Source organism: Ectothiorhodospira shaposhnikovii (genome assembly GCF_016584105.1).
Lineage (GTDB): Bacteria > Pseudomonadota > Gammaproteobacteria > Ectothiorhodospirales > Ectothiorhodospiraceae > Ectothiorhodospira > Ectothiorhodospira shaposhnikovii.
Map to the genome: position 1 here is coordinate 95,148 of NZ_NRSM01000003.1, position 23,906 is coordinate 119,053.

19 protein-coding genes are annotated in these 23,906 nt (G+C 62.5%); 11 read left to right on the forward strand and 8 right to left on the reverse strand.

Translation table 11 applies throughout. From position 1 onward, the window contains the following. Positions 1-470: 470 nt before the first annotated feature. From CKO35_RS02775 to CKO35_RS02790, 4 genes are read right to left on the reverse strand one after another with little or no spacing between them, the layout of a single operon-like run. Positions 471-965 (reverse strand): hypothetical protein, encoded by a 495-nt coding sequence (locus tag CKO35_RS02775; RefSeq protein WP_200172378.1) that lies wholly within the window; start codon positions 963-965, stop codon positions 471-473. 60 nt (positions 966-1,025) lie between these two features. After that, the gene (locus tag CKO35_RS02780; protein WP_200172380.1) at positions 1,026-1,988 is read right to left on the reverse strand and encodes a metal ABC transporter permease; all 963 of its coding nucleotides are present in this window, start codon (positions 1,986-1,988) and stop codon (positions 1,026-1,028) included. Next, complete coding sequence (locus CKO35_RS02785) at positions 1,985-2,794, reverse strand: ATP-binding cassette domain-containing protein (protein WP_200172534.1); 810 nt, start codon at positions 2,792-2,794, stop codon at positions 1,985-1,987. Before CKO35_RS02785 ends, CKO35_RS02780 begins: the two co-directional genes overlap by 4 nt. A gap of 11 nt (positions 2,795-2,805) precedes the next feature. Continuing rightward, positions 2,806-3,702, reverse strand: coding sequence for a metal ABC transporter solute-binding protein, Zn/Mn family (locus tag CKO35_RS02790; protein WP_200172382.1), 897 nt, complete (start codon positions 3,700-3,702; stop codon positions 2,806-2,808). A gap of 250 nt (positions 3,703-3,952) precedes the next feature. On the opposite strand from CKO35_RS02790, the gene CKO35_RS02795 reads away from it, so the two are divergent. Beyond that, on the forward strand, positions 3,953-5,146 hold the full coding sequence (locus CKO35_RS02795; protein ID WP_242466979.1) for a BaiN/RdsA family NAD(P)/FAD-dependent oxidoreductase: 1,194 nt from the start codon (positions 3,953-3,955) through the stop codon (positions 5,144-5,146). Between the two features lie 142 nt (positions 5,147-5,288). On the opposite strand, the gene CKO35_RS02800 is transcribed toward CKO35_RS02795, so the two are convergent. Then, positions 5,289-6,008: a UDP-2,3-diacylglucosamine diphosphatase gene (locus tag CKO35_RS02800; RefSeq protein ID WP_200172385.1), complete on the reverse strand. Its 720-nt coding sequence runs from the start codon at positions 6,006-6,008 to the stop codon at positions 5,289-5,291. Between the two features lie 10 nt (positions 6,009-6,018). Next, the gene (locus CKO35_RS02805; RefSeq protein ID WP_420870733.1) at positions 6,019-6,591 is read right to left on the reverse strand and encodes a peptidylprolyl isomerase; all 573 of its coding nucleotides are present in this window, start codon (positions 6,589-6,591) and stop codon (positions 6,019-6,021) included. A gap of 150 nt (positions 6,592-6,741) precedes the next feature. Between CKO35_RS02805 and cysS the strand changes: the two genes are divergently transcribed. After that, positions 6,742-8,124, forward strand: a complete 1,383-nt coding sequence (gene cysS / locus CKO35_RS02810) for a cysteine--tRNA ligase (protein ID WP_200172389.1) — start codon at positions 6,742-6,744, stop codon at positions 8,122-8,124. Positions 8,125-8,181: 57 nt separating this feature from the next. Here cysS and folD read toward each other — a convergent pair whose 3' ends face one another. Then, positions 8,182-9,057 carry a bifunctional methylenetetrahydrofolate dehydrogenase/methenyltetrahydrofolate cyclohydrolase FolD gene (folD, locus tag CKO35_RS02815; protein WP_200172391.1) on the reverse strand — a complete coding sequence of 292 codons (876 nt, stop codon included), beginning with the start codon at positions 9,055-9,057 and terminating at the stop codon, positions 8,182-8,184. Between the two features lie 522 nt (positions 9,058-9,579). Between folD and CKO35_RS02820 the strand changes: the two genes are divergently transcribed. The 4 genes from CKO35_RS02820 (at position 9,580) to CKO35_RS02835 (ending at position 16,701) form a co-directional block, all read left to right on the forward strand. Then, positions 9,580-11,130, forward strand: coding sequence for a 2-isopropylmalate synthase (locus tag CKO35_RS02820; RefSeq protein WP_008930708.1), 1,551 nt, complete (start codon positions 9,580-9,582; stop codon positions 11,128-11,130). A gap of 42 nt (positions 11,131-11,172) precedes the next feature. Further along, positions 11,173-11,937, forward strand: a complete 765-nt coding sequence (locus tag CKO35_RS02825) for a uracil-DNA glycosylase (protein WP_420870734.1) — start codon at positions 11,173-11,175, stop codon at positions 11,935-11,937. A gap of 10 nt (positions 11,938-11,947) precedes the next feature. Beyond that, a complete protein-coding gene (rimI, locus tag CKO35_RS02830) occupies positions 11,948-12,415 on the forward strand; it encodes a ribosomal protein S18-alanine N-acetyltransferase (RefSeq protein WP_200172395.1) in 468 nt (155 codons plus the stop codon). 101 nt (positions 12,416-12,516) lie between these two features. Continuing rightward, complete coding sequence (locus tag CKO35_RS02835) at positions 12,517-16,701, forward strand: chemotaxis protein CheB (RefSeq protein WP_200172397.1); 4,185 nt, start codon at positions 12,517-12,519, stop codon at positions 16,699-16,701. Here the strand turns inward: CKO35_RS02835 and CKO35_RS02840 are convergent. Further along, the gene (locus CKO35_RS02840) at positions 16,662-19,778 is read right to left on the reverse strand and encodes a PAS domain S-box protein (RefSeq protein WP_200172399.1); all 3,117 of its coding nucleotides are present in this window, start codon (positions 19,776-19,778) and stop codon (positions 16,662-16,664) included. The genes CKO35_RS02835 and CKO35_RS02840 overlap by 40 nt on opposite strands. Positions 19,779-19,977: 199 nt before the next feature. On the opposite strand from CKO35_RS02840, the gene CKO35_RS02845 reads away from it, so the two are divergent. The 5 genes from CKO35_RS02845 (at position 19,978) to CKO35_RS02865 (ending at position 23,892) form a co-directional block, all read left to right on the forward strand. Then, positions 19,978-20,643, forward strand: a complete 666-nt coding sequence (locus CKO35_RS02845) for a type 2 periplasmic-binding domain-containing protein (RefSeq protein ID WP_200172401.1) — start codon at positions 19,978-19,980, stop codon at positions 20,641-20,643. 44 nt (positions 20,644-20,687) lie between these two features. Beyond that, entirely contained in the window at positions 20,688-21,293 is a 606-nt protein-coding gene (locus CKO35_RS02850; protein WP_200172403.1) for an RNA polymerase sigma factor, read from the forward strand. Continuing rightward, positions 21,290-21,676 (forward strand): hypothetical protein, encoded by a 387-nt coding sequence (locus CKO35_RS02855; protein ID WP_200172406.1) that lies wholly within the window; start codon positions 21,290-21,292, stop codon positions 21,674-21,676. The genes CKO35_RS02850 and CKO35_RS02855 overlap by 4 nt, the downstream gene beginning before the upstream one ends. A gap of 131 nt (positions 21,677-21,807) precedes the next feature. Then, positions 21,808-22,221, forward strand: a complete 414-nt coding sequence (locus CKO35_RS02860) for a DUF3106 domain-containing protein (RefSeq protein WP_200172408.1) — start codon at positions 21,808-21,810, stop codon at positions 22,219-22,221. Positions 22,222-22,296: 75 nt separating this feature from the next. Next, positions 22,297-23,892 carry a peptide chain release factor 3 gene (locus CKO35_RS02865; protein WP_200172410.1) on the forward strand — a complete coding sequence of 532 codons (1,596 nt, stop codon included), beginning with the start codon at positions 22,297-22,299 and terminating at the stop codon, positions 23,890-23,892. Positions 23,893-23,906 lie beyond the last annotated feature (14 nt).

The following is a 23,906-nucleotide window of genomic DNA, read 5'->3' on the forward strand; positions in this document are numbered from 1 at the left end:
AGAATCCTGCGTTATATGGGGATTTCTGAACTCCCGCCTTGGCGGGAGTGACGGCAGGGAGGTCATTGATTCCTTTTTTGATTTTTGGATAATTTATGGAAAAGGAAGAATGTTGCAGTGGCAAATATGGCCACTATAGTGGATCTCCATAGTGATTCATGGATTCCATAATTATGTATTTGGTATGAGTAAAATGTTGTTGTTATTGTGAGTATGAATGGTATGAGTGAAAAGGTTAGTGGGTTGTATTTTTGGATTGCGCAGATTTTTGCGAGTAAGCCAATTACGATTACCATGGGCACTATAAGAAAATGAATGAGGATTTCATGATTCATGATTGTCTTCTTTCTGGAGGCGGCCATCGTGAGATGGACGCCTCAATGTTTTTCGTGGCTACCAATGATACCAAGATGCTGCCCCAAGCGCTCCTAAACCATAGGATAGAGGCTCCCCAAGCGCCCTGATTGGTATTATTGAGTTATAAAATCCAGCTGTTGCACCACTGCCAATTGCGCGGACCAACCCATCTGTATAGGTGGGCGGTGATTGAGACCCATCCATGCATCGGCAAATCGGGATTCACTGTGACTGGAAGAGGTTTCTCCGTTGTCATGGCGATACCAGTGCTTGATGAAGGTCGATCGGGCATATATTTCAGTGTCTCCCGTCAGACCATGACGCAAACCAATGCTGCCGGCCAAGGTGTCCATGTTCCACGTATTTTCGGAGACTATGCCAGGTAGTGTGATGAATGCAGTCGGGCCGATCTGTATCAGAATTGGATCGCCGGTAGAGAGATGCTTGCTGTCCGTATTGGCATAGGAAAGGGAAAGATCAAGTCTGATCTTTTTCTTGGCGGTGATGAGCTCTTCTACAGTAAGAGGCAGTTCGGAGTGAGCCGGCGCGGCAGCACAGAAAAATAAGCCGAACAAAGACAGGCCAGCCAGAAGGCGGAAAGTACGCATCGAATTCCCTTTCGTTTCATTTCTTCCCTGAGACTCATTATGTGACGGCCGTGTTGATTGTCAAGAGTCCTGGTTTATAAATTTCTTTTCGTCGATGATTTTTAGGCGCTTGGCACGCCACCACCGCGCAAGCAGGCCATGGCGGGGTGCCAGCAGCAGGGTGATCAGGAACAGGGCCGCCGCCACCAGCACGATGGCGCCTCCCGATGCCACGTCCAGCCTGAAGGACAGGTAGAGTCCCACCACCGATGCGGTCACGCCGACGGCCACCGACAGCATCATCATGGTGGTCAGCCGTTCCGTCAGCAGGTGGGCGGTGGCCCCCGGCGTGATGAGCATGGCCACCACCAGGATGATTCCCACGGTTTCCAGGCTGGCGACGATGGTCAGGGTCAGCAGCAGGATCAACCCGTAATGGATCAGCCCGGTGTTGAAGCCCAGGGCCTGGGCCTGCATGGGGTCGAAGGTGTACAGCAGCAGCGGCCGGTAGAAGGCCCATACCGCCAGCAATGCCAGCAGTCCCGAGAACAGGGTCAGCAGCAGGGCGGGGTACTGGACGCCCAGCACGTTGCCGAACAGGATGTGCATGAGGTGGGTGTTGGTGGCGATCTTGCCGATGATGACCACGCCCAGGGCGAAGGCCGCGGTAAACATGAGCCCCATGGCGGCATCCGCCTTGAGCCGGGTGTGTCTCTCCAGGGCGCCGATGCCCACCGAGGTGAGGGCGCCGGCGATGAAGGCGCCGATGAAAAAGGGCCAGCCCAGCAGATAGGCAATGGCTACGCCGGGCAGGACCGCATGGGAGATCGCGTCTCCCAGCAGCGACCAGCGCTTGAGCACCACAAAGCAGGACAGCAGGCCGCAGATGGCGCCCACCAGGATGGCGGTGAGCAGGGCTCGCTGCATGAAGCTGTAACTGAAGGGTTCCGCCAGGGTGTCGGGCAGCAGGCCCACTCCCAGCATCAGCACCCACAGCAGGGCGTCGATCAGCCCGATACCCAGGGTTTCCAGGATCTCCATCATGGAAAGGCCTCCAGGGGTGGGTCGCGCCGGGCTACCGGGCGCCACCCGGCCACCGCCGTGCGTGCCAGCATCTCATCCACCAGCATGTTGTCGGGCGCGCCCATGCCCACGATGGTGCGATTGATCAGCAGTACCTGATCGGCATAGCGTCGGGCACTGTCCATGTCGTGAGTGACCATCACCACCGTGCAACCGGCGGCCCGCTGCCGGGCCAGCAGGTCCAGGATCAGCCGTTCACTGGCGGTATCCACTCCGGCCAGGGGTTCATCAAGCAGCAGCAGCCGGGCTTCCTGGGCCAGGGCCCGGGCCAGTAGCACGCGCTTTTTCTGTCCCCCGGAGAGGGCACCGATGGGGCGGTGGGCGAAGTCCTGCATGTTCACCGCCTCAAGGCACCGGTGCACCACCTTCCAGTGGTGGGGTTCGGCCCAGCGGGGCGACAGCATTTGGCGCCACCAGGGATCTCCACGCATATGCCCGAAACGTCCCGTCAGCACCGTGTCCTGCACGGAGATGGGGAAATCCCATTCCACCGCTTCCTGCTGGGCCATGTAGGCGATATGCCCCAGGCGGCGCTGCCGGGCCGGGTCCTCTCCGTGCACCGTGACCTCTCCGCGCAGCGGTTTCATCACCCCCAGCAGGATGCGGAACAGGGTGGACTTGCCGGCACCATTGGGGCCGATAATGGCGGTCCACTTGCCCGTGGGCAGGGCGACATCCACATCCTCCAGCACGGGCTGGCCGTCATAGGCGGCGCTCAGGTGTTTCACCTCGACGGCCATGGGTTTGGGTGTCAGTCTCAGGACCACATCGGGTTTCCTCATGGTGTGCCCAGATGCCGGCGCAGCAAGGCGGCATTATGGCGCATCATGGCGGCATAATCTTCGGCACCGCTACCGGGTTCTCCCAGGGAGTCCACGTAGAGCGGTCCTGCCACGGCCACGCCGGTGTCGGCGGCCACGCTACGCACATGCCGGTCCGAAATCGTGCTTTCCCAGAATAGGGTCCGGGGCTGGCTTTCGCGTACCCGGTCCACGATGCGCATGAGTTGTCTGGGGGAGCCTTCGGTTTCCGCATTGGTACCCCAGACCCCGTCATGCTCGAAACCATAGGCGGCGGCAAAGTAGACGAAGGCAGCCTCGCTGGTGATCAGCAGGCGCTGATCATCGGGGATGTCGGCCAGGGTCTGTTCGAGTTCTTCATGCAGGGCCAGCAGGCGTTGTTCCAGACGGTCGGCCCGTTGCCGGAAATCCCGGGCCTGCTCCGGCCATTGTCCGGCCAGGGCTGTGGCGATGGCATGGCCGTAGGCGGCGGCCGCCCGTGGGTCCATCCACAGGTGGGGATCGGGCACGCCCGCGAATTCGCCGGTGATGATGGGGCGGGTCTCGAATCCGGAGGCTTCGGCGACAGCGATCACGGGGGTCCGTTGGCGCACGGTGCCTTTCACCTGAGGCATCCACTGTTCCAGATCCAAACCGTTGTAGAAAACGATATCTGCCCGTTCCAGGCTCATGAAGTTCCGTGGCGTGAGTTCCCAGTCGTGGACCTCGGCACCCACCGGGGTCAGCACGTCAACGGTGATGTCTTCACCGGCGACTTCCCTGACCAGGTCGCCCAGTATGGAAAAGGTGGCCACCACCCGGTCCTCCCGCGCCCCGGCGGGGGCGGTCCAGGTGATCAGGAGTACGAGCAGGGTGAGCAGGCTGGTGCGGAACATGGGGGCAATCCTTTTTTTGGGCGGCTTACCGTTATGATAATTGGACTTATTCAATATTGTAAGTTCCATGTTGTTCCTCTTTTGTCGCCTCAATGCTCCCTTCGTCAGTCCCGCGCAAGCGGGAATGACGAAGGATTGTCAGCATGGGAATGACAGGGCGTTGCCAGCAGGGGAATGACGGATCCGGAGCAGTCCCCTCGGGAAAAAGGGCTTATCATTTTCCCGCCTGTCTGATCTAGAATCGCCCCCCATGAATCATCCCCCCATGGCTCGCCACTTCGATGTGGTCATCATCGGCGCCGGGGCCTCCGGGCTCATGTGCGCTGCCGTCGCAGGCGCCCGAGGCAGGCGAGTGCTGGTGCTGGACCACGCCAACAAGGTGGGCAAGAAGATCCTCATGTCCGGCGGCGGGCGCTGCAATTTCACCAATCGTCATGTGGGCCCGGAAAACTATCTGTGCCGTAACCCCCATTTCGTCAAATCCGCCCTGAGCCGCTATACCCCGGTGGATTTCATTGCCCTGGTGGAGCGTTACGGCATCGCTTATCACGAGCGCAGCCACGGCCAGCTGTTCTGCGACCATTCCGCCAAGGACATCCTGCGCATGCTGCTGGATGAGTGCCGGTCCGGCGATGTGCGTATCGAGACCCGCAGCCCGGTCAGCGATCTTCAAATCGGTGAGCCCCACCAGATGCTCTGCCCTCAGGGGCCCGTGAGCTGCGAGTCCCTGGTGATCGCCACCGGCGGTTGCTCAATCCCCACCCTCGGTGCCACCGATTTCGGCATGGTACTGGCGCGTTCCCTGGGCATGACCGTGCATCCTCCCCGACCCGCCCTGGTGCCCCTGACTCTGTCCGGCCGCACCCTGGAACGGGTGCGTGATCTTTCCGGCATCGCCCTGGAGGCACGGGTGACCGTGGCGGGGTACGGCTTCAGGGAAAACCTCCTGTTCACCCACCGCGGACTCAGTGGCCCCGCCGTGCTGCAGGCCTCGTCCTATTGGGAACCGGGTCTGCCGGTAGAGATCGACCTGTTGCCGGGGCTGGATCTGGTGTCCCATATCGATTGTCTGCGCCGTGAGCGGCCCAAAATGGCCCTCAAGACCCTGCTGGGGCAGCACCTGACCCGGCGGGTGGCGCAGCGCTGGTGCGAGTGCTGGGTGGAGGACAAGCCGCTGGAGCAGCTCACCACCAGGGACATCGAGGCGGTGGAGGCCGCCTGCAAGCACTGGACCGTGTGGCCGTCCGGCACGGAGGGGTATCGGACCGCGGAGGTGACCGTGGGTGGGGTGGATACGGACGCCCTGTCGTCGAAGAGCATGGCCTGCCGGGATCTTCCGGGGCTGTATTTCATCGGCGAGGTGATGGACGTGACGGGGCATCTGGGCGGGTACAACTTCCAGTGGGCCTGGTCATCGGGCCACGCGGCGGGGCAGTGCGTGTGAGCTTTGTCACCGGAGCCTTCCCCCATCCGGGGGTTGCCTGAATCCGGCGGTCACTGTGACCGTGTCGACCGCCGGATACCGCCTACCGTCACCCAGGCGTTTCGATAAACGCCGGATGGTCGCCGCTACCCGGGAAATCGTTTCAGAGGGGAGCCAGCGACATCCCGTCCGGGCGGCACACCAGCACTCCCCCTGTGTCGTACCAGTCGTGCAGCACAATGCGGCGGGCGGGGTGGCCATCCACACTGAGATCATGAATGGCGGGCCGGTGGGTATGGCCGTGGATCAGGGTGTGGACACCATGGCGGCGCAGGGCATCTTCCACGGCACGGCTGTTCACGTCAGTGATATCCGCGGACTTGCCGCGGGTGGAGGAACGGCTCCGGGCCCTGGCTTCTTCCGCCTCGGCATGACGCTGGGGCAGGGGGCGGGCCAGGAACGCGGCCTGCCACTTCGGGTCCCGAACCATGGCGCGAAAGGCCATGTAGTCCACGTCGTCGGTGCACAGGCTGTCGCCGTGCATGATCAGGGTAGGGGTGCCGTAGAGGTCCACCACCGTCTCCGTGTCCAGCAGCCGGCAGCCGCAGCGCCGGGCAAAGGCCTCGCCCACCAGAAAATCCCGGTTGCCGTGAACGAAGTACAGGGGCATGCCCCGGTCGCTCAGTGACTTGAGCAGGTCGAAGGCCTGTTTCAGATGTTCCGCCGGATCATCGTCGCCCACCCAGTACTCGAACAGGTCGCCCAGGATGTAAAGGGCATCCGCACCGGGTACGCGGGTTTGCAGAAAACGTTCGAAGAGCCGCAGGCTGTGAGGACGATCCTTGTCCAGATGCAGGTCCGATATGAATAGCGTCTCGCTCACAGCCGTGGGGTCACTCGGCGCTGACGCGGGTCATGATGACGGGTTCGCGGGGGACATCCTGATGCATGCCGTGGTTGCCGGTGGGCACGGCAACGATGCTTTCCACCACGTCCATGCCTTCCACCACCTTGCCGAATACGGCATAGCCCCAGCCCTGGGGTGTCTCGGCGGTGAAGTCCAGGAAGCGGTTGTGCTGGACATTGATGAAGAACTGGGCCGTGGCGGAATGGGGATTGGGGGTACGGGCCATGGCCACGGTGCCCACTTCGTTGCTCAGGCCGTTGTTAGCCTCGTTGCGGATCGGGTCCTTGGTGGGCTTTTGCTGCATGTCCTGGGTGAAGCCGCCACCCTGGACCATGAAGCCGGGGATCACCCGGTGGAAGATGGTGCCGTCATAGAAGCCGTCATTGGCATAGGCCAGGAAGTTGGCGACGGTCTCGGGGGCCTTGTCGGCGTAGAGTTCAAGGACGATGGTGCCCTTGGTGGTCTCGATGGTGACCCTGGGGGCAGTGTTTTCGGCCATGACTTGAGTTCCCATGGTTGCAGACAGCAGGGTGAGGCAAAGGGCAAGCTGTCGAATCATTGATTTCATTGGTGGATGTCCGTCGGTATACCGTTTGACGATCTGCGATGATAGCCGCTAGCGGGCGGACGGGCAAAGCCCGGGGTGATGGCTCCGTATCCATCGGCTTGATAAGATCAATCCCCTGACGAACCAGAGACAGAATCCTCGATGCTCCATATCTACAACACCCTCACCCGTCGCAAGGACCCGTTCCAGTCCATGGAACCCGGCAAGGTGCGCATGTATGTCTGCGGCATGACGGTGTATGACTACTGTCACCTGGGCCATGCCCGGGTGCTGGTGGTGTTCGATGTGGTCTACCGTTACCTTCAGGCCCTGGGCTATGAGGTGACCTATGTGCGCAACATCACCGACATCGATGACAAGATCATCCGCCGCGCGGCGGAAAACGGTGAATCCATCGAGGCCCTGACCGACCGTTTCATCCAGGCCATGCACGAGGACGCCGATGCCCTGGGGGTGGCGCGGCCCAGCTTTGAGCCCCGGGCCACGGCCCACATCCACGACATCCTGCACATGATCGGCACCCTGCTCAGACGGGGCTTTGCCTATGTGGGGGATAACGGGGACGTGTATTACAGCGTCTCTCTGTTCGATGGGTACGGCAAACTGTCGGGCAAGCGGATCGAGGATCTGCGGGCGGGCGAGCGGGTGGCGCCGGACGAGTCCAAGCGGGACCCGCTGGATTTCGTGCTCTGGAAGGCGGCCAAGCCCGGCGAGCCGGCCTGGGACTCGCCCTGGGGACCGGGGCGGCCCGGCTGGCATATCGAATGCTCGGCCATGTCCACCCATTATCTGGGGCATCATTTCGATATCCATGGGGGCGGGCAGGATCTGCAGTTCCCCCACCATGAGAACGAGATCGCCCAGAGCGAGGCGGCCTCCTGCGAACATTATGTGAATTACTGGATGCACAACGGTTTCGTGCGGGTGAACGAGGAGAAGATGTCCAAGTCCCTGGGCAATTTCTTCACAGTGCGCCAGGTGCTGGAACATTACCGGCCCGAGGAGGTGCGGTATTTCATCCTGGGCAGTCACTATCGCAGCCCGCTCAACTACAGTGACGAGCCGCTCAACAATGCCCGTTCCGCCCTGAACCGTCTGTACACCGCCTTGCGGGGGATGCCGCCGCTGCCGCCGGAAGGGGAGGGGGCGTCGTTCCGGAGCCGGTTCGATGCCGCCATGCAGGATGACTTCAACACGCCGGTGGCGCTGTCGGTGCTGTTCGACATCGCCCATGAGGTGAACCGGCTGCGGGACAGTCAGCCGGAAGCGGCGGGGCGTCTGGCCGGATTGCTGCGGGAACTGGGCGGGGTGCTGGGGATTCTGGGATCGGACCCGGACGCCTATCTGCAGGGGGGGGCCGGCGAGGGACCGGACGAGGCCGGGATCCAGGCCCTGATCGAGGCCCGTCTGGAGGCCCGTCGGCGCAAGGATTTTGCCGAGGCGGACCGGATTCGGGATGCCCTCAAGGAACAGGGCGTGGTACTGGAGGATGGCCCGGGCGGCACCACCTGGCGCCGCGGCTGAGGGAACAGCAAAGTCCCTCTCCCCTTGCGGGAGAGGGGGTGGGGCGAGGGGACAGGTTCAGGGCAGGAAACAGCTGGCCACCCGCTCCGCGTCCTCACAGGCCTGCAGGGTGTTCTTCATCAGCATCGCCACGGTCATCGGCCCCACGCCGCCGGGGACCGGGGTGATCCAGGCGGCCCGTTGCGCCGCTGCATCGAATTCCACGTCTCCCGCCAGACTGCCGTCCTCCAGCCGGTTGATGCCCACGTCGATCACGGTGGCCCCCGGCTTGATCCAGTCCCCGCGCACCAGTCCCGGCTTGCCCGCCGCGGCCACCACGATGTCCGCGCGACCCACATGTTCCGGGGTGTCGGTGCTGAAACGATGGCAGATCGTGACCGTGGCGCCCGCCAGCATCAGTTCCAGGGCCATGGGGCGGCCGACGATGTTGGAGGCGCCCACGATCACCGCGTGACGGCCCTTGTAGGTTTCCCCCGTGGTTTCCAGCAGTCGCAGCACGCCATAGGGGGTGCAGGGGCGCAGGCGGGGCAGGCGCAGGGCCAGCCGGCCCATGTTGTAGGGATGGAAGCCATCCACGTCCTTGGCCGGGTCCATGCGCTCCACCACCTGCTCGGTATCGATATGCCTGGGCAGGGGCTGCTGGACCAGGATGCCGTCCACGGTGGGGTCGGCATTGAGTTCATCGATCACGTCCAGCAGGTCTCCCAGGGAGACGTTGTCCGGCAGGTCGACGGAGCGGGATTCCATGCCGATGGCTTCGCAGGTGCGGCGTTTGTTGCGGACATAGACATGGGAAGCCGGGTCGTCTCCCACCAGCACCACGGCCAGCCCGGGGGCCCGCTTGCCCGCGGCAAGACGGGCTTCCACCGCCTGGCGGACTTCCTGTTGAACGGTCTGGGCAATGGCGCGGCCATCGATGAGTCGGGCGGGCATGGGCGAGGTCCTGACTGAGGGGGGAACGAGTGTCTCTGGAACGGGTGGTATTTTCCCACCGAATGTCCTGATCGTCCAATCCCGGGTGGGGTGGCCCTGGATGGAGAAAGTGGTATTGGCAGGAACCCGGGCATTCGCGGGCGGGCTCGCTCTTGTATGCCGCATGGCCTTGTGGGAACCGTTAATGGTTGATGGTTGCGGTAGGCTTTGCATCCTTTCGGAGCCTCTGGTAGAGTCAAAACCAAGTTCAGAAATCATGCCCCCATGACCGATCCGCGCGCACAACACAGTGTGATCCAGGCCCCGCCCTCCAGGAGCGGCGCCTGGATGCGCGCATCCCGTATTGCCCGTCTGCTATCCCTGCTGCGACTGCCGCGCTAGCGGCACACTCTCTCACGCCTGGCGAGGCCAAACGCATTCGCTGATCCCATTGACATCCGCCCCAGGCCGGGTGCGGGTCATGTAGAATTTCCCCCAGAGAGCAAGCGCCCGGATCCCTCCGGCGCGCAGAGGTCACAGAACATGGCAGGCAAAGACAAACTCTTCATCTTCGATACCACCTTGCGCGACGGCGAGCAGAGTCCCGGCGCGTCCATGACCCGGGAAGAAAAGGTCCGCATCGCCAAGGCGCTGGAAAAGATGCGCGTGGACATCATCGAGGCCGGTTTCCCCGCCGCCAGCACCGGTGACTTCGAATCCGTGCGGGCGGTGGCCCGCGCGGTGCAGGACAGCACCGTCTGCGGTCTGGCCCGGGCCAAGGACGTGGACATCGATCGCGCCGGCGAGGCCCTCAAGGAGGCCAATTCCGCCCGCATCCACACCTTCCTTGCCACCTCGCCCATCCACATGCAGTACAAGCTGAAGATGTCCCCCGACGAGGTGCTCACCCAGGCGGTGGCCGCCGTCAAGCGGGCCCGGCAGTGGACCGATAACGTGGAATTCTCCCCCGAGGACGCGGGCCGTTCCGAGCTGGACTTTCTCTGTCGGGTGATCGAGGCGGTGATCGACGCCGGCGCCAGGACCATCAACATCCCCGACACCGTGGGTTACAACATCCCCCAGCAGTTCGGCGAGCTGATGAGGAATCTCATCGAGCGGGTACCCAACTCGGACAAGGCCGTGTTCTCGGTCCATTGCCACAACGACCTGGGCGTGGCCGTGGCCAACTCCCTGGCCGCCGTGCTCCATGGCGCCCGTCAGGTGGAGTGCACCATCAACGGTCTGGGGGAGCGGGCCGGTAACGCTGCCCTGGAGGAGATCGTCATGGCGGTACGCACCCGTCAGGATGTCTTCCCCTGCGATACCACCCTGGATACCACCCAGATCGTGCCCTGTTCCCGCCTGGTGTCCAGCATCACCGGCTTTCCGGTGCAGCCCAACAAGGCGATCGTGGGTGCCAATGCCTTTGCCCATGAATCCGGCATCCATCAGGACGGGGTGCTCAAGCATCGGGATACCTACGAGATCATGCGGGCCCAGGACGTGGGCTGGTCGGAAAACCGCATCGTGCTGGGCAAGCACTCCGGTCGCAATGCCTTCCGCACCCGCCTCAAGGACCTGGGCATCGAGTTCACCGCCGAGGAGGAACTGAACGAGGCCTTTTCCCGCTTCAAGGAACTGGCGGACAAGAAGCACGAGATCTTCGACGAGGACCTTCAGGCCCTGGTGTCGGAGGCGACCATGGCCATGGACAGCGAACAGCTCAAGCTGGTGTCCATGCGGGTCTGTTCCGAGACGGGGGAGACGCCGCTGGCCAATGTCACCCTCAGCGTGGACGGCGCCGAGCGCAGCGGCCAGGCCGAGGGCAGCGGTCCGGTGGATGCGGCCTTCAAGGCCATCGAGACCATCGTGCCCAGCGGCACCCAGTTGCTGCTCTACTCGGTGAACAACATCACCAGCGGTACCGATGCCCAGGGCGAGGTGACGGTCCGGCTGGAAAAGGCGGGGCGCATCGTCAACGGCCAGGGTGCGGACACGGATATCGTGATCGCCTCGGCCAAGGCCTATCTCAATGCCCTGAACCGTCTGGTGATGCCGGATCGTCGCGCCCACCCCCAGCGCGGCGACGTCTGATCCGACATGGAGGAAGGACTTCGGCGTCGTTATCTTGAGGCCATGGGCATCCAGCAATGGGTGCCCCGTGCCCCCTGTGTGGAAGCACCCTTGGCCGAGAAATCGGTACCTGTTCTTCGGCAGGCCAGCTCCCCCGTGGTGGAGGACGCCCCCCCGCGGGAGCGGCCGTCGGCCGCGAAGGCGGTACCTGCTCCCCGTCAGGCCGTCTCCCCCGGCGACAGGGTACCCGACTGGGAAACCCTGTCACGTCAGGTCGAGACCTGCGCCCGCTGCGCCGAACTGGCGGCAAGCCGCACACAGACTGTGTTCGGGGTCGGCGATCGTCAGGCCCCCTGGCTGTTTATCGGTGAGGCCCCGGGGGCGGAAGAAGACCGCCGTGGCGAGCCCTTCGTGGGGCGGGCCGGCAAGCTTCTGGACAGCATGCTGGCCGCCCTGGGTCTGGCCCGCGGGGAGGGCGTCTACATCGCCAATATCCTCAAGTGCCGTCCGCCCGGCAACCGCGATCCGAAGCCGGAAGAGGCCGATGCCTGCCGGGCCTTCCTGGATGGTCAGATTGCCCTGATCCGGCCCCGGATCATCGTTGCCCTGGGACGGATCGCGGCGCAGAACCTGCTCGCTACGGATGCCGCGCTCGGGGTTCTGCGTGGCCGCCCTCTGGACTACCGGGGCATCCCCGTAGTGGTTACCTATCATCCGGCCTATCTCCTGAGGAAGCCCCTGGACAAGCGCAAGGCCTGGGATGACCTTTGCCTGGCCCGGCGGCGGATGCACGGAGCTCCAGGCACACCACCCGCTGCATGGCCCTGATCATCACATCATGCTTGCCGAGATCGACACCCCGTTGCAGCTTCGTCCCATGCGTGCGAATGACCTTGGCGCCGTGATGGAGGTGGAGCCCAGGGCCTATGACTATTACTGGTCGGAAGGGATCTTCCGGGATTGCCTGCGGGTGGGCTATTCCTGCTGGGTTCTGACCACCCGGTCCACCGGGGAGCTGATCGGTTACGGGGTCATGTCCCTGGCGGTGGGTGAGTGCCATGTGCTCAATCTCACGGTCCGTCCTGAAAGTCAGGGGCAGGGATTTGGTCGTTATCTGCTCGGCGCCCTGCTGGACATCGCCAGGGAGCGTCAGACCGAAACGGCATTTCTTGAGGTTCGCCCATCCAACGTTTCCGCCGTCAGTCTTTACCGTTCCATGGGATTCAATGAGGTGGGTATCCGGAAGCGATATTATCCTGCCGAAAAGGGACGGGAAGATGCCCTGGTCATGGCCATGCAGCTTTAGGAAACGCTGAACGTCTTTACTGCGTGCTGCGTCTCCGCTTGGAAACCACCGCATAAGGTTATAGCATCGACGCTGACTGTCTTCAGGATGCTTGATCTCCCATGGAACGTGAAGTGCGTACAGAGGCCTCTACATTGCCGTCGGACCCTCCCGAGGACGATGCAGCCGAGGGGCGTGTCTCCTCTCCCGTGGTGGAGCATGAGGTGGCTGTTGCACCAGAGCCATTGAGAGAAAGTGGGCCTTCCCTGCCGGCCCTGGTCGGGATCGGTGCCTCCGCGGGAGGTATTGAGGCCCTGAGCCGGTTGGCCCGGGCGTTGCCCGTGCATTCCGGCCTGGCCTATGTGGTGGCCCAGCATCTATCGCCGGACTACCAGAGCATGCTGACGGAGATACTGGGCAGGGAAACCCGTCTGAAGGTGCTGTCCCTGTCCGATGGCATGGTGCCTCGACCGGATACCCTGTACATCACCCCGGCGGCCTTCAATGTACTGTTTGAGGATGGCCGGTTGCGGTTGCGTCGTACCAGCACCCGTGGAATCCCCAAGCCTTCCGTGGATCTGTTGTTCCGATCCCTGGCCGTCGAACTGGGCGATCATGCCGTGGGGGTCATCCTGTCCGGCACCGGTTCCGATGGGGCTGACGGGATTACGGCCATCAAACAGGCCGGCGGCAGGGTGTTCGTGCAGGATGAACAGACCGCCAAATACCCGGGAATGCCCCTGGCGGCGCTGGCCACCGGTCTGGTGGATGCCGTCCTGCCCCCGGAAGGGATTGCCGAGGCCCTTTCGCGGATAGGGTCCCAGTTTCCCGAACGGCATGGGCCACGCCCGGAAGATCTGGGGGATCCCGGAGAACTGGAGCGCATCCTGCGACTGGTCAGGAGTCGCACCGGGGTGGATGTCGGCCAGTACAAGGAAGCGACCATGCTGCGCCGCCTGCAACGCCGTCTGGCCCATACGGGTTCCGAGACCCTCTTTCAATACCTGGAATATCTGCATGAACATCCGGATGAGCCCGATGCTCTGGTCCGGGAACTGCATATTCTGGTCACCAGTTTTTTCCGGGATGAAGCGGCGTTCAAGGGGTTGCAACGCGCCATCGACGGAGTCGTGAAACAAAAGCCAGCCGGAGAGCCTCTGCGGGTCTGGATTCCCGGTTGCGCCACCGGTGAAGAGGCATACTCCATCGGCATCCTGATGCATGAGGCCCTGCGCGCCAGCGGTCGTGATCTCAAGTTGCAGATCTATGCCACCGACGTGGATCTGGATGCCCTGGCCCACGCCCGCCGGGGACTTTATGCCGCCGGTACCCTGGAAGTGCTGGACCCGGTCTGGCTGCAGCGTTATTTCACCCGTAGCAGAGAGCAGTTCCGTGTCAGTCAGATACTGCGGGACTCCATCGTGTTTGCACGCCACGACCTCATGAAGGATCCACCCTTCCTGCACCTGGATCTGATCAGTTGCCGGAATCTGTTCATTTATCTCAAGCCCCCCATGCAGGAGCGGGTGTTCGAGAGTTTCCACTATGCCCTGCGGGAGGGGGGAGTGCTGTTTCTGGGGCGTTCCGAGACTCCCGGCGGTCGTTCACATCTGTTCGGCCCGCTGTCCAAGCCGGCGCGGCTGTATCGGCGTGAACCCGGGGGCTCCCGTTATATCGCCGCCGGGCGGGACACCATTGCCAAGGGGGCTTTCCAGCCGGGTCGTGGACGTGGTGCCGGCTCCAGTCGCGAGGTTCAGCGTGTCCTGGACTCGGTATTGGAGGCCTATGTGCCTCCAGGTCTGCTGGTGGATGAGCGATTCGAAATCCGGCGAGTCTTTGGCAATGCGGGGCATTTTCTGAGTCATGGGGCGGGGCAGACCAGTCTCAATGCCCAGGAACTGTTGCCCCGGCCCCTGGCCCTGGATCTGCGAGCCCTGGTTTCCCGGGCCAAACGCACCGGTGCCGTGGCGTTCGGGCACCGGGTCCGTCCGGAGGGACCCCATGAGACCGGTCCCTTGCGGCTGGCAGTACGCCCCTTGCTTGCCGATGACGACGATGATCTGTATCTGGTGGTGTTTGAACCCTGCGACGCGGGGAAGGGAAGCCCGCCGGAGGCAACGAGATGGCGGGAGCCGCTGGAAACCGATGCGGTGCAGACCCTGGAGCATGAGCTCTCGACCACCCGTGAACATCTGCAGACCGTGGTGGAGGAACTGGAAACCACCAATGAGGAATTGCAATCGGCCAATGAAGAGTTGCAGTCCACCAACGAAGAGCTGCAGTCGGCCAATGAGGAGCTGGAAACTTCCAACGAAGAGCTACAGGCCACCAACGAGGAGCTGTTCACCGTCAATCAGGAGTTGCAGGGCAAGACCGAGGAACTGGCCACCCTGAACACCACCCTGCGTAACGTCAAGGACAGTCTGCCCTATGCCCTGCTGGTCGTGGACCGTAACCTGTGCATTGACCTCCTGAATCCCCGTGCCACGGAACTCTTTGGGGTGACGGAGGCAGATCTGACCCGTCCTTTCACGGCGGTGGATACCCTGCGGCGCCTGCCGGATCTGATCAGTCTGGTGCAGAGGGTCATTGCAACCGGGGAACCGGAACAGGCCCAGATCAGTCTTCCGTCCGAACAACTGGTGCGTGCCCAGCCCTTCACGGACAGGGCTGGACAGTACAGCGGTGCCGTGGTCACCTTCTGGGACAACTCGGAGATGCTCAGAGCCCATCGGGCCATGCGGGAGAGCGAGTCCCGCTTGCGGCAGATCATGGACAAGTCTCCCCTGTGGGCCTACGTCAAGGATCGCGCCGGTTCCTATCAGATCGTCAGCCATCATTTCCTGATGGGTCTGAATCTGGAACTGGACCGGGTGATCGGTCATGTGGACGAGCAATGTCTGCCTGTGACGGTGGCCCGACTGTTCCGGCAGGCGGATCATGAGGCCATGTGTCGGGACGATGTGCTGGAACGGGAGCATCATCTGACGCTGGACATGGGGGAGGTTGTGCTGCTGGCGCAGCATTTTGCCCTGAGGGATGAACAGGGGCTGGCCTATGCCGTCTGCATGAAGGCGTTGGACATCACCCAGCGCAAGCGGGATGAATACCGTCTTGCCAAGGCAAGGGATGAGGCGGAACGGGCCAACCGGGCCAAGAACGATTTTCTTTCCCACATGAGTCACGAGCTGCGGACGCCGCTCAATGCCATCCTGGGTTTCAGCCAGATTCTGGAGCACGAGTATGCCCAGGATCCGGCCCTGAACGAGCCGATCCGCGAGATTCTGCGCGCCGGCTGGCATCTGCTGGCCCTGATCAACGATATTCTTGATCTTTCCATGCTGGAGAGCGGGCGTCTGCATGTTCAGAAAGACACCTTCAGCGTGGATGCTATCGTGCAGGAGTGCGTAGCCACCTTGCGGCAGGCGGCCCAGGTCAAGGATATCTCCGTGAGCGTGGTTCCGGGGGAGGCGTTACATGTTCGTGCCGACCCCACCCGGCTGCGTCAGGTACTGATCAACCTGCTGTCCAATGCCATCAAATACAACCATCCCGGAGGAACGGTACGTGTCTCCGCCGTCCAGCAACAGCAACGGGTGCTGATCAGTGTCGAGGATGACGGCATCGGTATGACGCCGGAACAGACTGCAAACCTGTTTCGCCCGTTCGTCCGCATGAGCCGTGAGGTCAGTAACGAGGATGGAATCGGGATTGGTCTGTCCCTGTCGTTGCGTCTGATGCAGATGATGGGGGGGGATATCCATGTGAAGAGCGCGCCGGATCAGGGGAGTGTCTTTACCCTGGATCTCCAGTGGTCATCTGCGGAGTCCGTTCACCCACCCCCTCCCGGAGGCATGGCGGAAGAGGCGGGCACGGGGGGCGGGCAGGTTGCCGCGGGGTGCGTGCGGGCACTCAAGGTGCTTCATGTGGAGGACAATCCCGCCAATCTGCGACTGGTTCGCCGCATGCTGGACAGGCGCCCCGGGGTTCGGCTGTTGGAAGCAGGGGATGGTCAGTCCGCACTGGCACTGGCGCGCACCGAACTGCCGGGCCTGATCCTGTTGGATCTGGGGCTGCCCGATATCCATGGTTTCGAGGTGTTGCGGCAACTGCGGGCCGACAAGGATACGGCCGGTATTCCCGTGGCGGCCGTCAGCGCTGATGCCGGGGAGTTGCGGGTTTCCGAGGCCCTTGAACGAGGATTTTGTACCTATATTGAAAAGCCTTTCCGAATGGAGGTGCTGGACAAGCTGCTGTCGGCTTTTGGTCAGTGCCGGGATAGGGGGGATACGCCACACGGCGTCTGATGCAGCACCTCGTCCAGGGCCTTAAGGAACCGGGACAGTTCCAGCGGCTTGGTGAGATAGGCAGCGAAACCTTCCGAGCGCCCTCGTTCCATGTCCCTGCGGGTTGCGCAGGCGGTCAGCGCGATGACGGGAATGCCGGTTGTGGCAGGGTCCGTGCGAAGTCTTCTGAGTACCTGGTAGCCATCCATTTCTGGCATGTTGATATCCAGAAGGATCAGATCCGGCTGATGGGCAGCGGCCAGTTCAAGACCGAATCGGGGATTGGGGGAGTTGAGTAGTCGCAGTTGGCCGTGACGACGAAGTAACTGTGCCACCAGCCGGATATTGGCCGGATTGTCGTCAATATGCAGGATGGTGCGGGTGGATGGCTCCCGTTCTGCGTGATCGCCCAGGCTACCGTCCTGGGGGAGTCTGGTGCAGCTGTCGGTCTGCTCTCCCCGGGGCAGGCAAACACGAAATGTACTGCCCTTGCCCGGCAGACTCTCGACTTCGATGTGGCCTCCCATCACTTCGGCAAGGCGCCGGGAGATTGCCAGCCCGATGCCTGTTCCTTCCGTTTCCATGACGTCGGCATCCAGTCGGTTGAAGGGTTCGAAAAGTTCCGACAGGCGATCCGGTGCGATGCCTCGCCCGGTATCCGTGACACTGACCGTGATGGTGCCCTCCTGCGGATGATCCTCGCCGCGGATATCGAGCGTGCCGCCCTGGCGGTTGTACTTGATGCCGTTGGAGAGCAGGTTGATGAGTATCTGCTTGAGGCGCATGCGGTCGGCGAGGGTGATGCAGCCGGGGGGGCAGGCGTCATGGATGCGGATCCGGCGTTCTGCTGCCAGAGGCCGGACCAGGGTGATGCATTCCTCCAGGATTTCCTCAATGCACACGTTCTCCAGGGATAGATCGATTCGGCCCGCTTCCACGCTGGCCAGATCAAGGACCTGGTTGATCAGCTGCAGCAGGTGCCGACCGCCGCGGAGTATTTCCTGAACGTGTTCCTGCTGTTCGGGATTCAGTGCCGGGTCGATCTCCATGAGTTGGGCAAACCCCAGTACTGCGTTCATCGGTGTGCGCAGTTCGTGGCTCATGCTGGAGAGGAACTCGGATTTGGCGCGGCTGGCCCGTTCGGCTTCTTCCTTGGCTTCCAGCAGCGCTGTCTGATTGCGCTTGATATCGGTGATATCCTGATGACTGATCACCAGATAGCGTTGTTGCGCCGAGGGATTATTCAGGGGGGAGACCCGGATCATATGGGTATGGGGATCAAGGCGATATTCATCTTCGTAGCCCTCAAGGTCCCCGGTGATGACACGGCGGATACCTTCCGCAACACGGGCCGCATCCTCATCACCCCGTGCGGCGGCCTGGTCGCATACCTCAAGATAGTTGATGCCCTGGGAAATCCTGTTTTCCCGGGCGTGCCCCATGCGACCGTACTCCTTCCATGAGCGGTTGACGGCAACAATGGTGCCTGATGTGTCCAGCACGCAGATATTGGCTTTGAGCGAGTCGATGATGCCCTGGGTGAAGGCCCGGGCTTCGCTCTCCTGCTTCTGGTATTCCGCCTCCTTGGCCTTGCGTTGCCGTTCCCGGGCCATTTGCTGCAGGGCATGGGACAGATCCTCCACCACGCCCTTGAGCAGTTCGGTGACCTGGGGTGTGAAGTGATCGGTTTCTCCGGCAAGAAAGCTGGCCATGGCCACCAGCTCGTCCCCGACGAAGAGTGGAAAATGTCCGTGACTCTGGACTTGCTGGCTGATGGCCCATGTGCGCCACGGGGGGGGCACGCGGCTATCCAGGTGATGGCAGTTGTTGCAGATAAGAGGGTGCTCATTGATGAAGGACCAGGGCTGCTGGCGTATGAACTCCCAGATGGATTCCACGGGCATGGAGGCCTGCTGCGCCGGTGACAGGCCGTGGGAAGCCCATTCCGTGGAAGGTTTTCCGGGACGCGTCCTTGTGGTGAAAAAGCAGGCGCTGAAACCACCCCGCTCAACCGCGATGCGTGCCGTGGTCTTCAGGAGGCGCAGCTCGTCCTCCAGGCGGTTGATGGCCTGGTTGACCGCCGTGCGGGTGCTGTAAAGCCGGGTGAGGTGGGCAACCTGGGTTTCAGCCCTCTTGCGTGCGGTGATATCCCGGTTTACGCCACGACGGCCCAGATAGGTGCCATCCTTGTCAAAGATGGCCTGGCACTGATGCTCGATGTGTCGAAGCTGTCCATCGGCACGGCGGATGATGAATTCCATGGAGACATTTCGGTGCGCGGAGGCTTCCAGGACATCCTCCAGGTGCTGCTGCCATTGTTCCAGATGTTCCGGAATGATGATCTGCTGCATGAACTGGGGATTGTCCTTGAAGACCTGGGCAGGATAACCGCAGATGTCCTGACAGCCAGGCGAGACATAGACATATCTGCCTTCCGGGTGATACCAGTAATCCCAGTCGGGGGAGTGATCGGCGGCGATGCGGTAGCAGGTTTCCTGCTCCCTGAGTTGTTCATGGGCGATTTGCAGTGCCTCTTCATGGCGCATCCGTTCTGTGAGATCCACCACGGCACAGGAAAATTCGCAGGGACGGTTTTCTCGTCCCGGCAGCCGGGCGATGTGCAGTTCCGCCGGAAACGATCCATTCTGCGCCTGGCTGGTCAGCAGCCTGACCTGGCGCAGATCGGCATGGCCACGGGTCTCGGCCAGCAGGAGGGCCTGGCTGACCTTTGTTTCATCTTCGGGATGAATCAGTCGCCGTAGCAGGTAGTGCCGCGCCGGCTGCAGCCTGAAGCCAAATCGGATTTCAGCCTCCCGGTTGGCCTGAAGAATGAGTCCATATCGGTCAACCACAAGGGCAGCGATGGGTAATCCGTCGATGAATGCCGAGTAATTTTCCAGAATCCGATGGCTGAGCGCCTGTGACTCTCTAAGTTCTTCGTTCTGCAGCTCCAGCTCCCGCTGGTAGGCTCGCAAGGTTTCCAGCAGTTCGGCCAGGTCAAGTCGGTCGTCGTCCAGGAGCTGTTTGATATCCCCTTCCTTGATGGCCCTGGCCACGCGTGAGCGTGGGTCAGCTTGGTGGGGCTTTTCTTCAGGCATGGCGCCTTCTTTATTCGATGACGATGTGCGGGGAGGGGAGGCCGATCATTCTACCAATTCATGGGGGTAGCCGCAGGAAATGTCATTGACGGGGTAGGGTCTGGGATGCCGTTCCATGGGTTTGTCAACCGATGTCATGGCCGCGCGTATTGCGGATTGAAGGCCGGATGATGAGGCCGGCTCAACCAGGAGATCCATCATGAAATCATTCCAACTGCCTTTTTCCCGCCGTGTCACGGGCGCTGCCATACTGGTGGGCGCGGTTGCACTTTCCCTGTCCATGGGCGCCATGGCCGCTCCCGGTGGTCCTGGTGCGATGGATCGTGATACCCCCCGGCAGGTGTGCCGGGATCTGACCGATGACGCCTGGGCGGCCTGCCGCGAGGCCATGCGGACCACCCGTGGCGAGCGTCGTGCACAGTGTCCGGTGGCGGAAGACAGGCCCATGGAGCGTTCCTGGAGACAGGATCGCCGGGGCGATCCGATGTGGGGCGAGGCAAAGCATCCCCGCATGTCACCGGAAGATCGCCAGGCATTCCTTGCATGGCGCGAAGAACAGCGCGCGGCATGGGAGGCCATGTCGGCTGAAGAACGGGAGGCCTTCAGGGCAGAGCGTGCCGAGCGATTCGGTCCAAGGGGCATGGATGAGGAAAAACGGGCCGCGATGCGGGAACAGATTCAGGAACGGCGTCAGGCATGGGAGGCCATGAGTCCTGAAGAACGTCAGTCCATGCGGGATAATATGCGAAGCATGCGTGAACAGATGCGCAGCCTGGACCCGCAGGAACGTCTCGAACTTCGGGAAAGACTGCGGGACATGACACCCGAAGAGCGTCGCGCCTGGTTTGAACAGCAGCGAGGCTGAAAAACGATGACAAGGATCCATGATGCCGAGCCGGAGTCACAGTGATGCAAGGTCTTGCCCTGCGAACGGAGGTGTATGTGGATGATGCCGACGTGCATGGCGACACGCCCGCCGAGGCGGCATCACCCGCGACCCTGGAGCGGTTCCTGGAACAGGTTCAGGGTCGCGGGGTACGGATGGCGGCCCTGGCCCTGGGGGATCGGGAGGCGGCGCTGGATGTGGTGCAGGATGCCATGACCGCGCTGATTTCCCGTTACGGCGACCGGTCGGCGGAGGCATGGGAGCCCCTTTTCTGGCGCATCCTGCAGACCCGCATCCGGGATGTTTACCGGCGTCGCCGGGTGCGGCAGCGGGTGATGGCCGTGCTGGGGCTGGGGGATGACTCCCAGGAAGATCCCATGCTGACGCTGCCGGATACCTTCACCCCCGGCCCGGACCAGTCCCTGGAGAATGGCCGTTTTGCCGTGGATCTGGAGTCGGCCCTGAGACAACTGCCCCTTCGACAGCAGCAAGCCTTTTTGTTGCGTCACTGGGAGGGGCTGGATACCGCCGCCACGGCGGCGGCACTGGGCGTCAGCGAGGGCAGTGTGAAGACCCATCTGCACCGCGCCCTGCAAACCCTTCGACAGCACCTGGAGGCCTACCGATGAGTCCCGAAGATCGCGAGATGGAGCCCTGGCTCTGCCGGGTCCGGCAGAGCCTTGATCGGCAGGCTGGCCTGTCCTTGCAGGAGGAAATGCGTCTGCAGCGGGCCCGCCGGGAAGCCTTTGCAAGGGCGGAGGCCGGGGCCGGGCCGAGGTCGGTGGCGGGTGCCGGGAAAAGGCACGGATGGATGCCTCTGGGCGGCCTTGCCGCTGCGGCCTCGGTGATGCTGGCGGTGGTGCTGGTGCTCAATCTGGACACCATGGGGCATCCACCCTTGCCGGTGGTCCTGGCTGAGATGGATGACATTGAGTGGGTGCTGGATATGGATGAATCCTTCTTGATGAATGATCCGGTATTTCTGCAATGGGCGATGGAGGAATCGGGATGAGTCGGTATCTGCCTGGATTGCTGGTTATGTTTTTGTTATGTCTGCCGGGGGTGGTTTTCGGTGCGCCGCCCGAACCTGGCCAGGGTCCTTTCCCTGACCGGGGCCCCGGCGACCGTGGGCGAGGTGAACGGATGATGATGCCGATGGCCAAACCCGCTCCGGACTGGGCGGAACTGACCCGTGCCGAACGCGCCATACTGGCGCCGTTGGCGGAGCGCTGGGATGATCTGCCCCCGCACCGGCGCCTGCATTTGCTGCGCGTGGCCGATCGCTGGCAGGATATGACGCCCGAGCAGCGGGCCCGTTTCAGTGGCGATCTGCGGCGCCTTGAGTCGCTCTCGCCCGATGAGCGTCGGCAGTTGCATGATCAACGTCGTCGGATGGAGGCCATGCCCGAGCATGAACGGCGATTGCATCGGGAGCGGCTGGAGCACTTCCAGCGCCTGCCGCCGGATGAGCGGGAGCGTCTGCGGGAGCGCTGGTTGCAGATGAGTCCGGAGGAGCGTCAGGAGATCCGGGAGCGAAGCGGGTCGCCCGGGCGGTGATGCCGGCCGGCAATCCTTGGGCCATCCTCCCATCTGTCGTAAAATGCACGGCTTTACCCACAGGCCGTGCCACCCATGCCCTCCAGATACGCGACTGAAACCGCCCGCCGCCGTACCTTTGCCATCATTTCGCACCCGGATGCCGGCAAGACCACGGTGACCGAAAAGCTGCTGCTGTTCGGGGGTGCCATCCAGTTGGCGGGGACCGTCAAGGGCCGCAAGGCTGCCCGGCACGCCACCTCGGACTGGATGGAACTGGAAAAGCAGCGCGGCATTTCCGTGACTTCCTCGGTGATGCAGTTCCCCTACAAGGACCGCATCGTCAACCTGCTGGATACCCCCGGCCACCAGGACTTCTCCGAGGACACCTATCGCACCCTCACCGCGGTGGACTCGGCCCTGATGGTCATTGACGTGGCCAAGGGGGTGGAGGAACGCACCATCAAGCTGATGGAGGTGTGTCGCCTGCGTGATACCCCCATCATGACCTTCATCAACAAGCTGGACCGGGAAGGCCGCGAGCCCATCGAATTGCTGGATGAGGTGGAGGATGTGCTCAAGATCCAGTGTGCCCCGGTGACCTGGCCCATCGGCATGGGCAAGCGCTTCAAGGGTGTCTACCACCTCAAGCGGGATGCGGTGCACCTGTTCTCGCCCACCCACGGTGGCAAGATCCAGCAGGGGGAGATCATCCAGGGCCTGGACAATCCCCGTCTGGACGAGGTGCTGGGCAGCCAGGCGGCGGAATTGCGCGAGGAACTGGAACTGGTCATGGGGGCGTCCCACGAGTTCGACAAGGACGAGTACCTGGCCGGACGGCAGACGCCGGTATTCTTCGGTTCGGCCATCAACAACTTCGGCATCCAGGAGTTGCTGGATGACTTTGTCGAGCATGCCCCCGCGCCCCAGCCTCGCCCCACCGAGACCCGAAAGGTGTCTCCGGACGAGGAAACCTTCTCCGGTTTCGTGTTCAAGATCCAGGCGAATATGGATCCCCAGCATCGGGACCGGATTGCCTTTTTGCGCATCTGCTCGGGCACCTTCACCAAGGGCATGAAACTCAACCATGTGCGCATCAAGCGGGATGTACGCATCTCCGATGCCCTGACCTTCCTGGCCTCGGACCGGGAACACCTGGAAGAAGCCTATCCCGGGGACATCATCGGCCTGCACAACCATGGCACCATTCGCATCGGTGACACCTTCACCCAGGGCGAGGCCCTGGCCTTTACCGGGATTCCCAACTTTGCCCCTGAGCTGTTCCGGCGTGCCCAGTTGCGCGACCCCCTGAAGATGAAGCAGCTGCAGAAAGGGCTGCAGCAGCTCTGCGAGGAGGGGGCAACCCAGTTGTTCCGGCCGCTGACGAACAATGACCTGATCCTCGGCGCGGTGGGTGTGCTGCAGTTCGACGTGGTGGCCCATCGCCTGAAATCCGAATACAACGTGGACGCCGCCTTCGAGACGGTTTCGGTGCAGACCGCCCGCTGGGTCACCTGCGAGGACGAGCGCAAGCTGGAGCAGTTCAGGGACAAGGCCGCCGCGAACCTGGCCATCGACCATGGCGGCGATCTGGTGTACATCGCGCCCACCCGGGTGAATCTGCAGATGGCCATGGAGAAGTGGCCGGAGGTCACCTTCAGCGCCACCCGGGAGCACGGCATCAGCCAGTAGCAGGGTCCCACCAT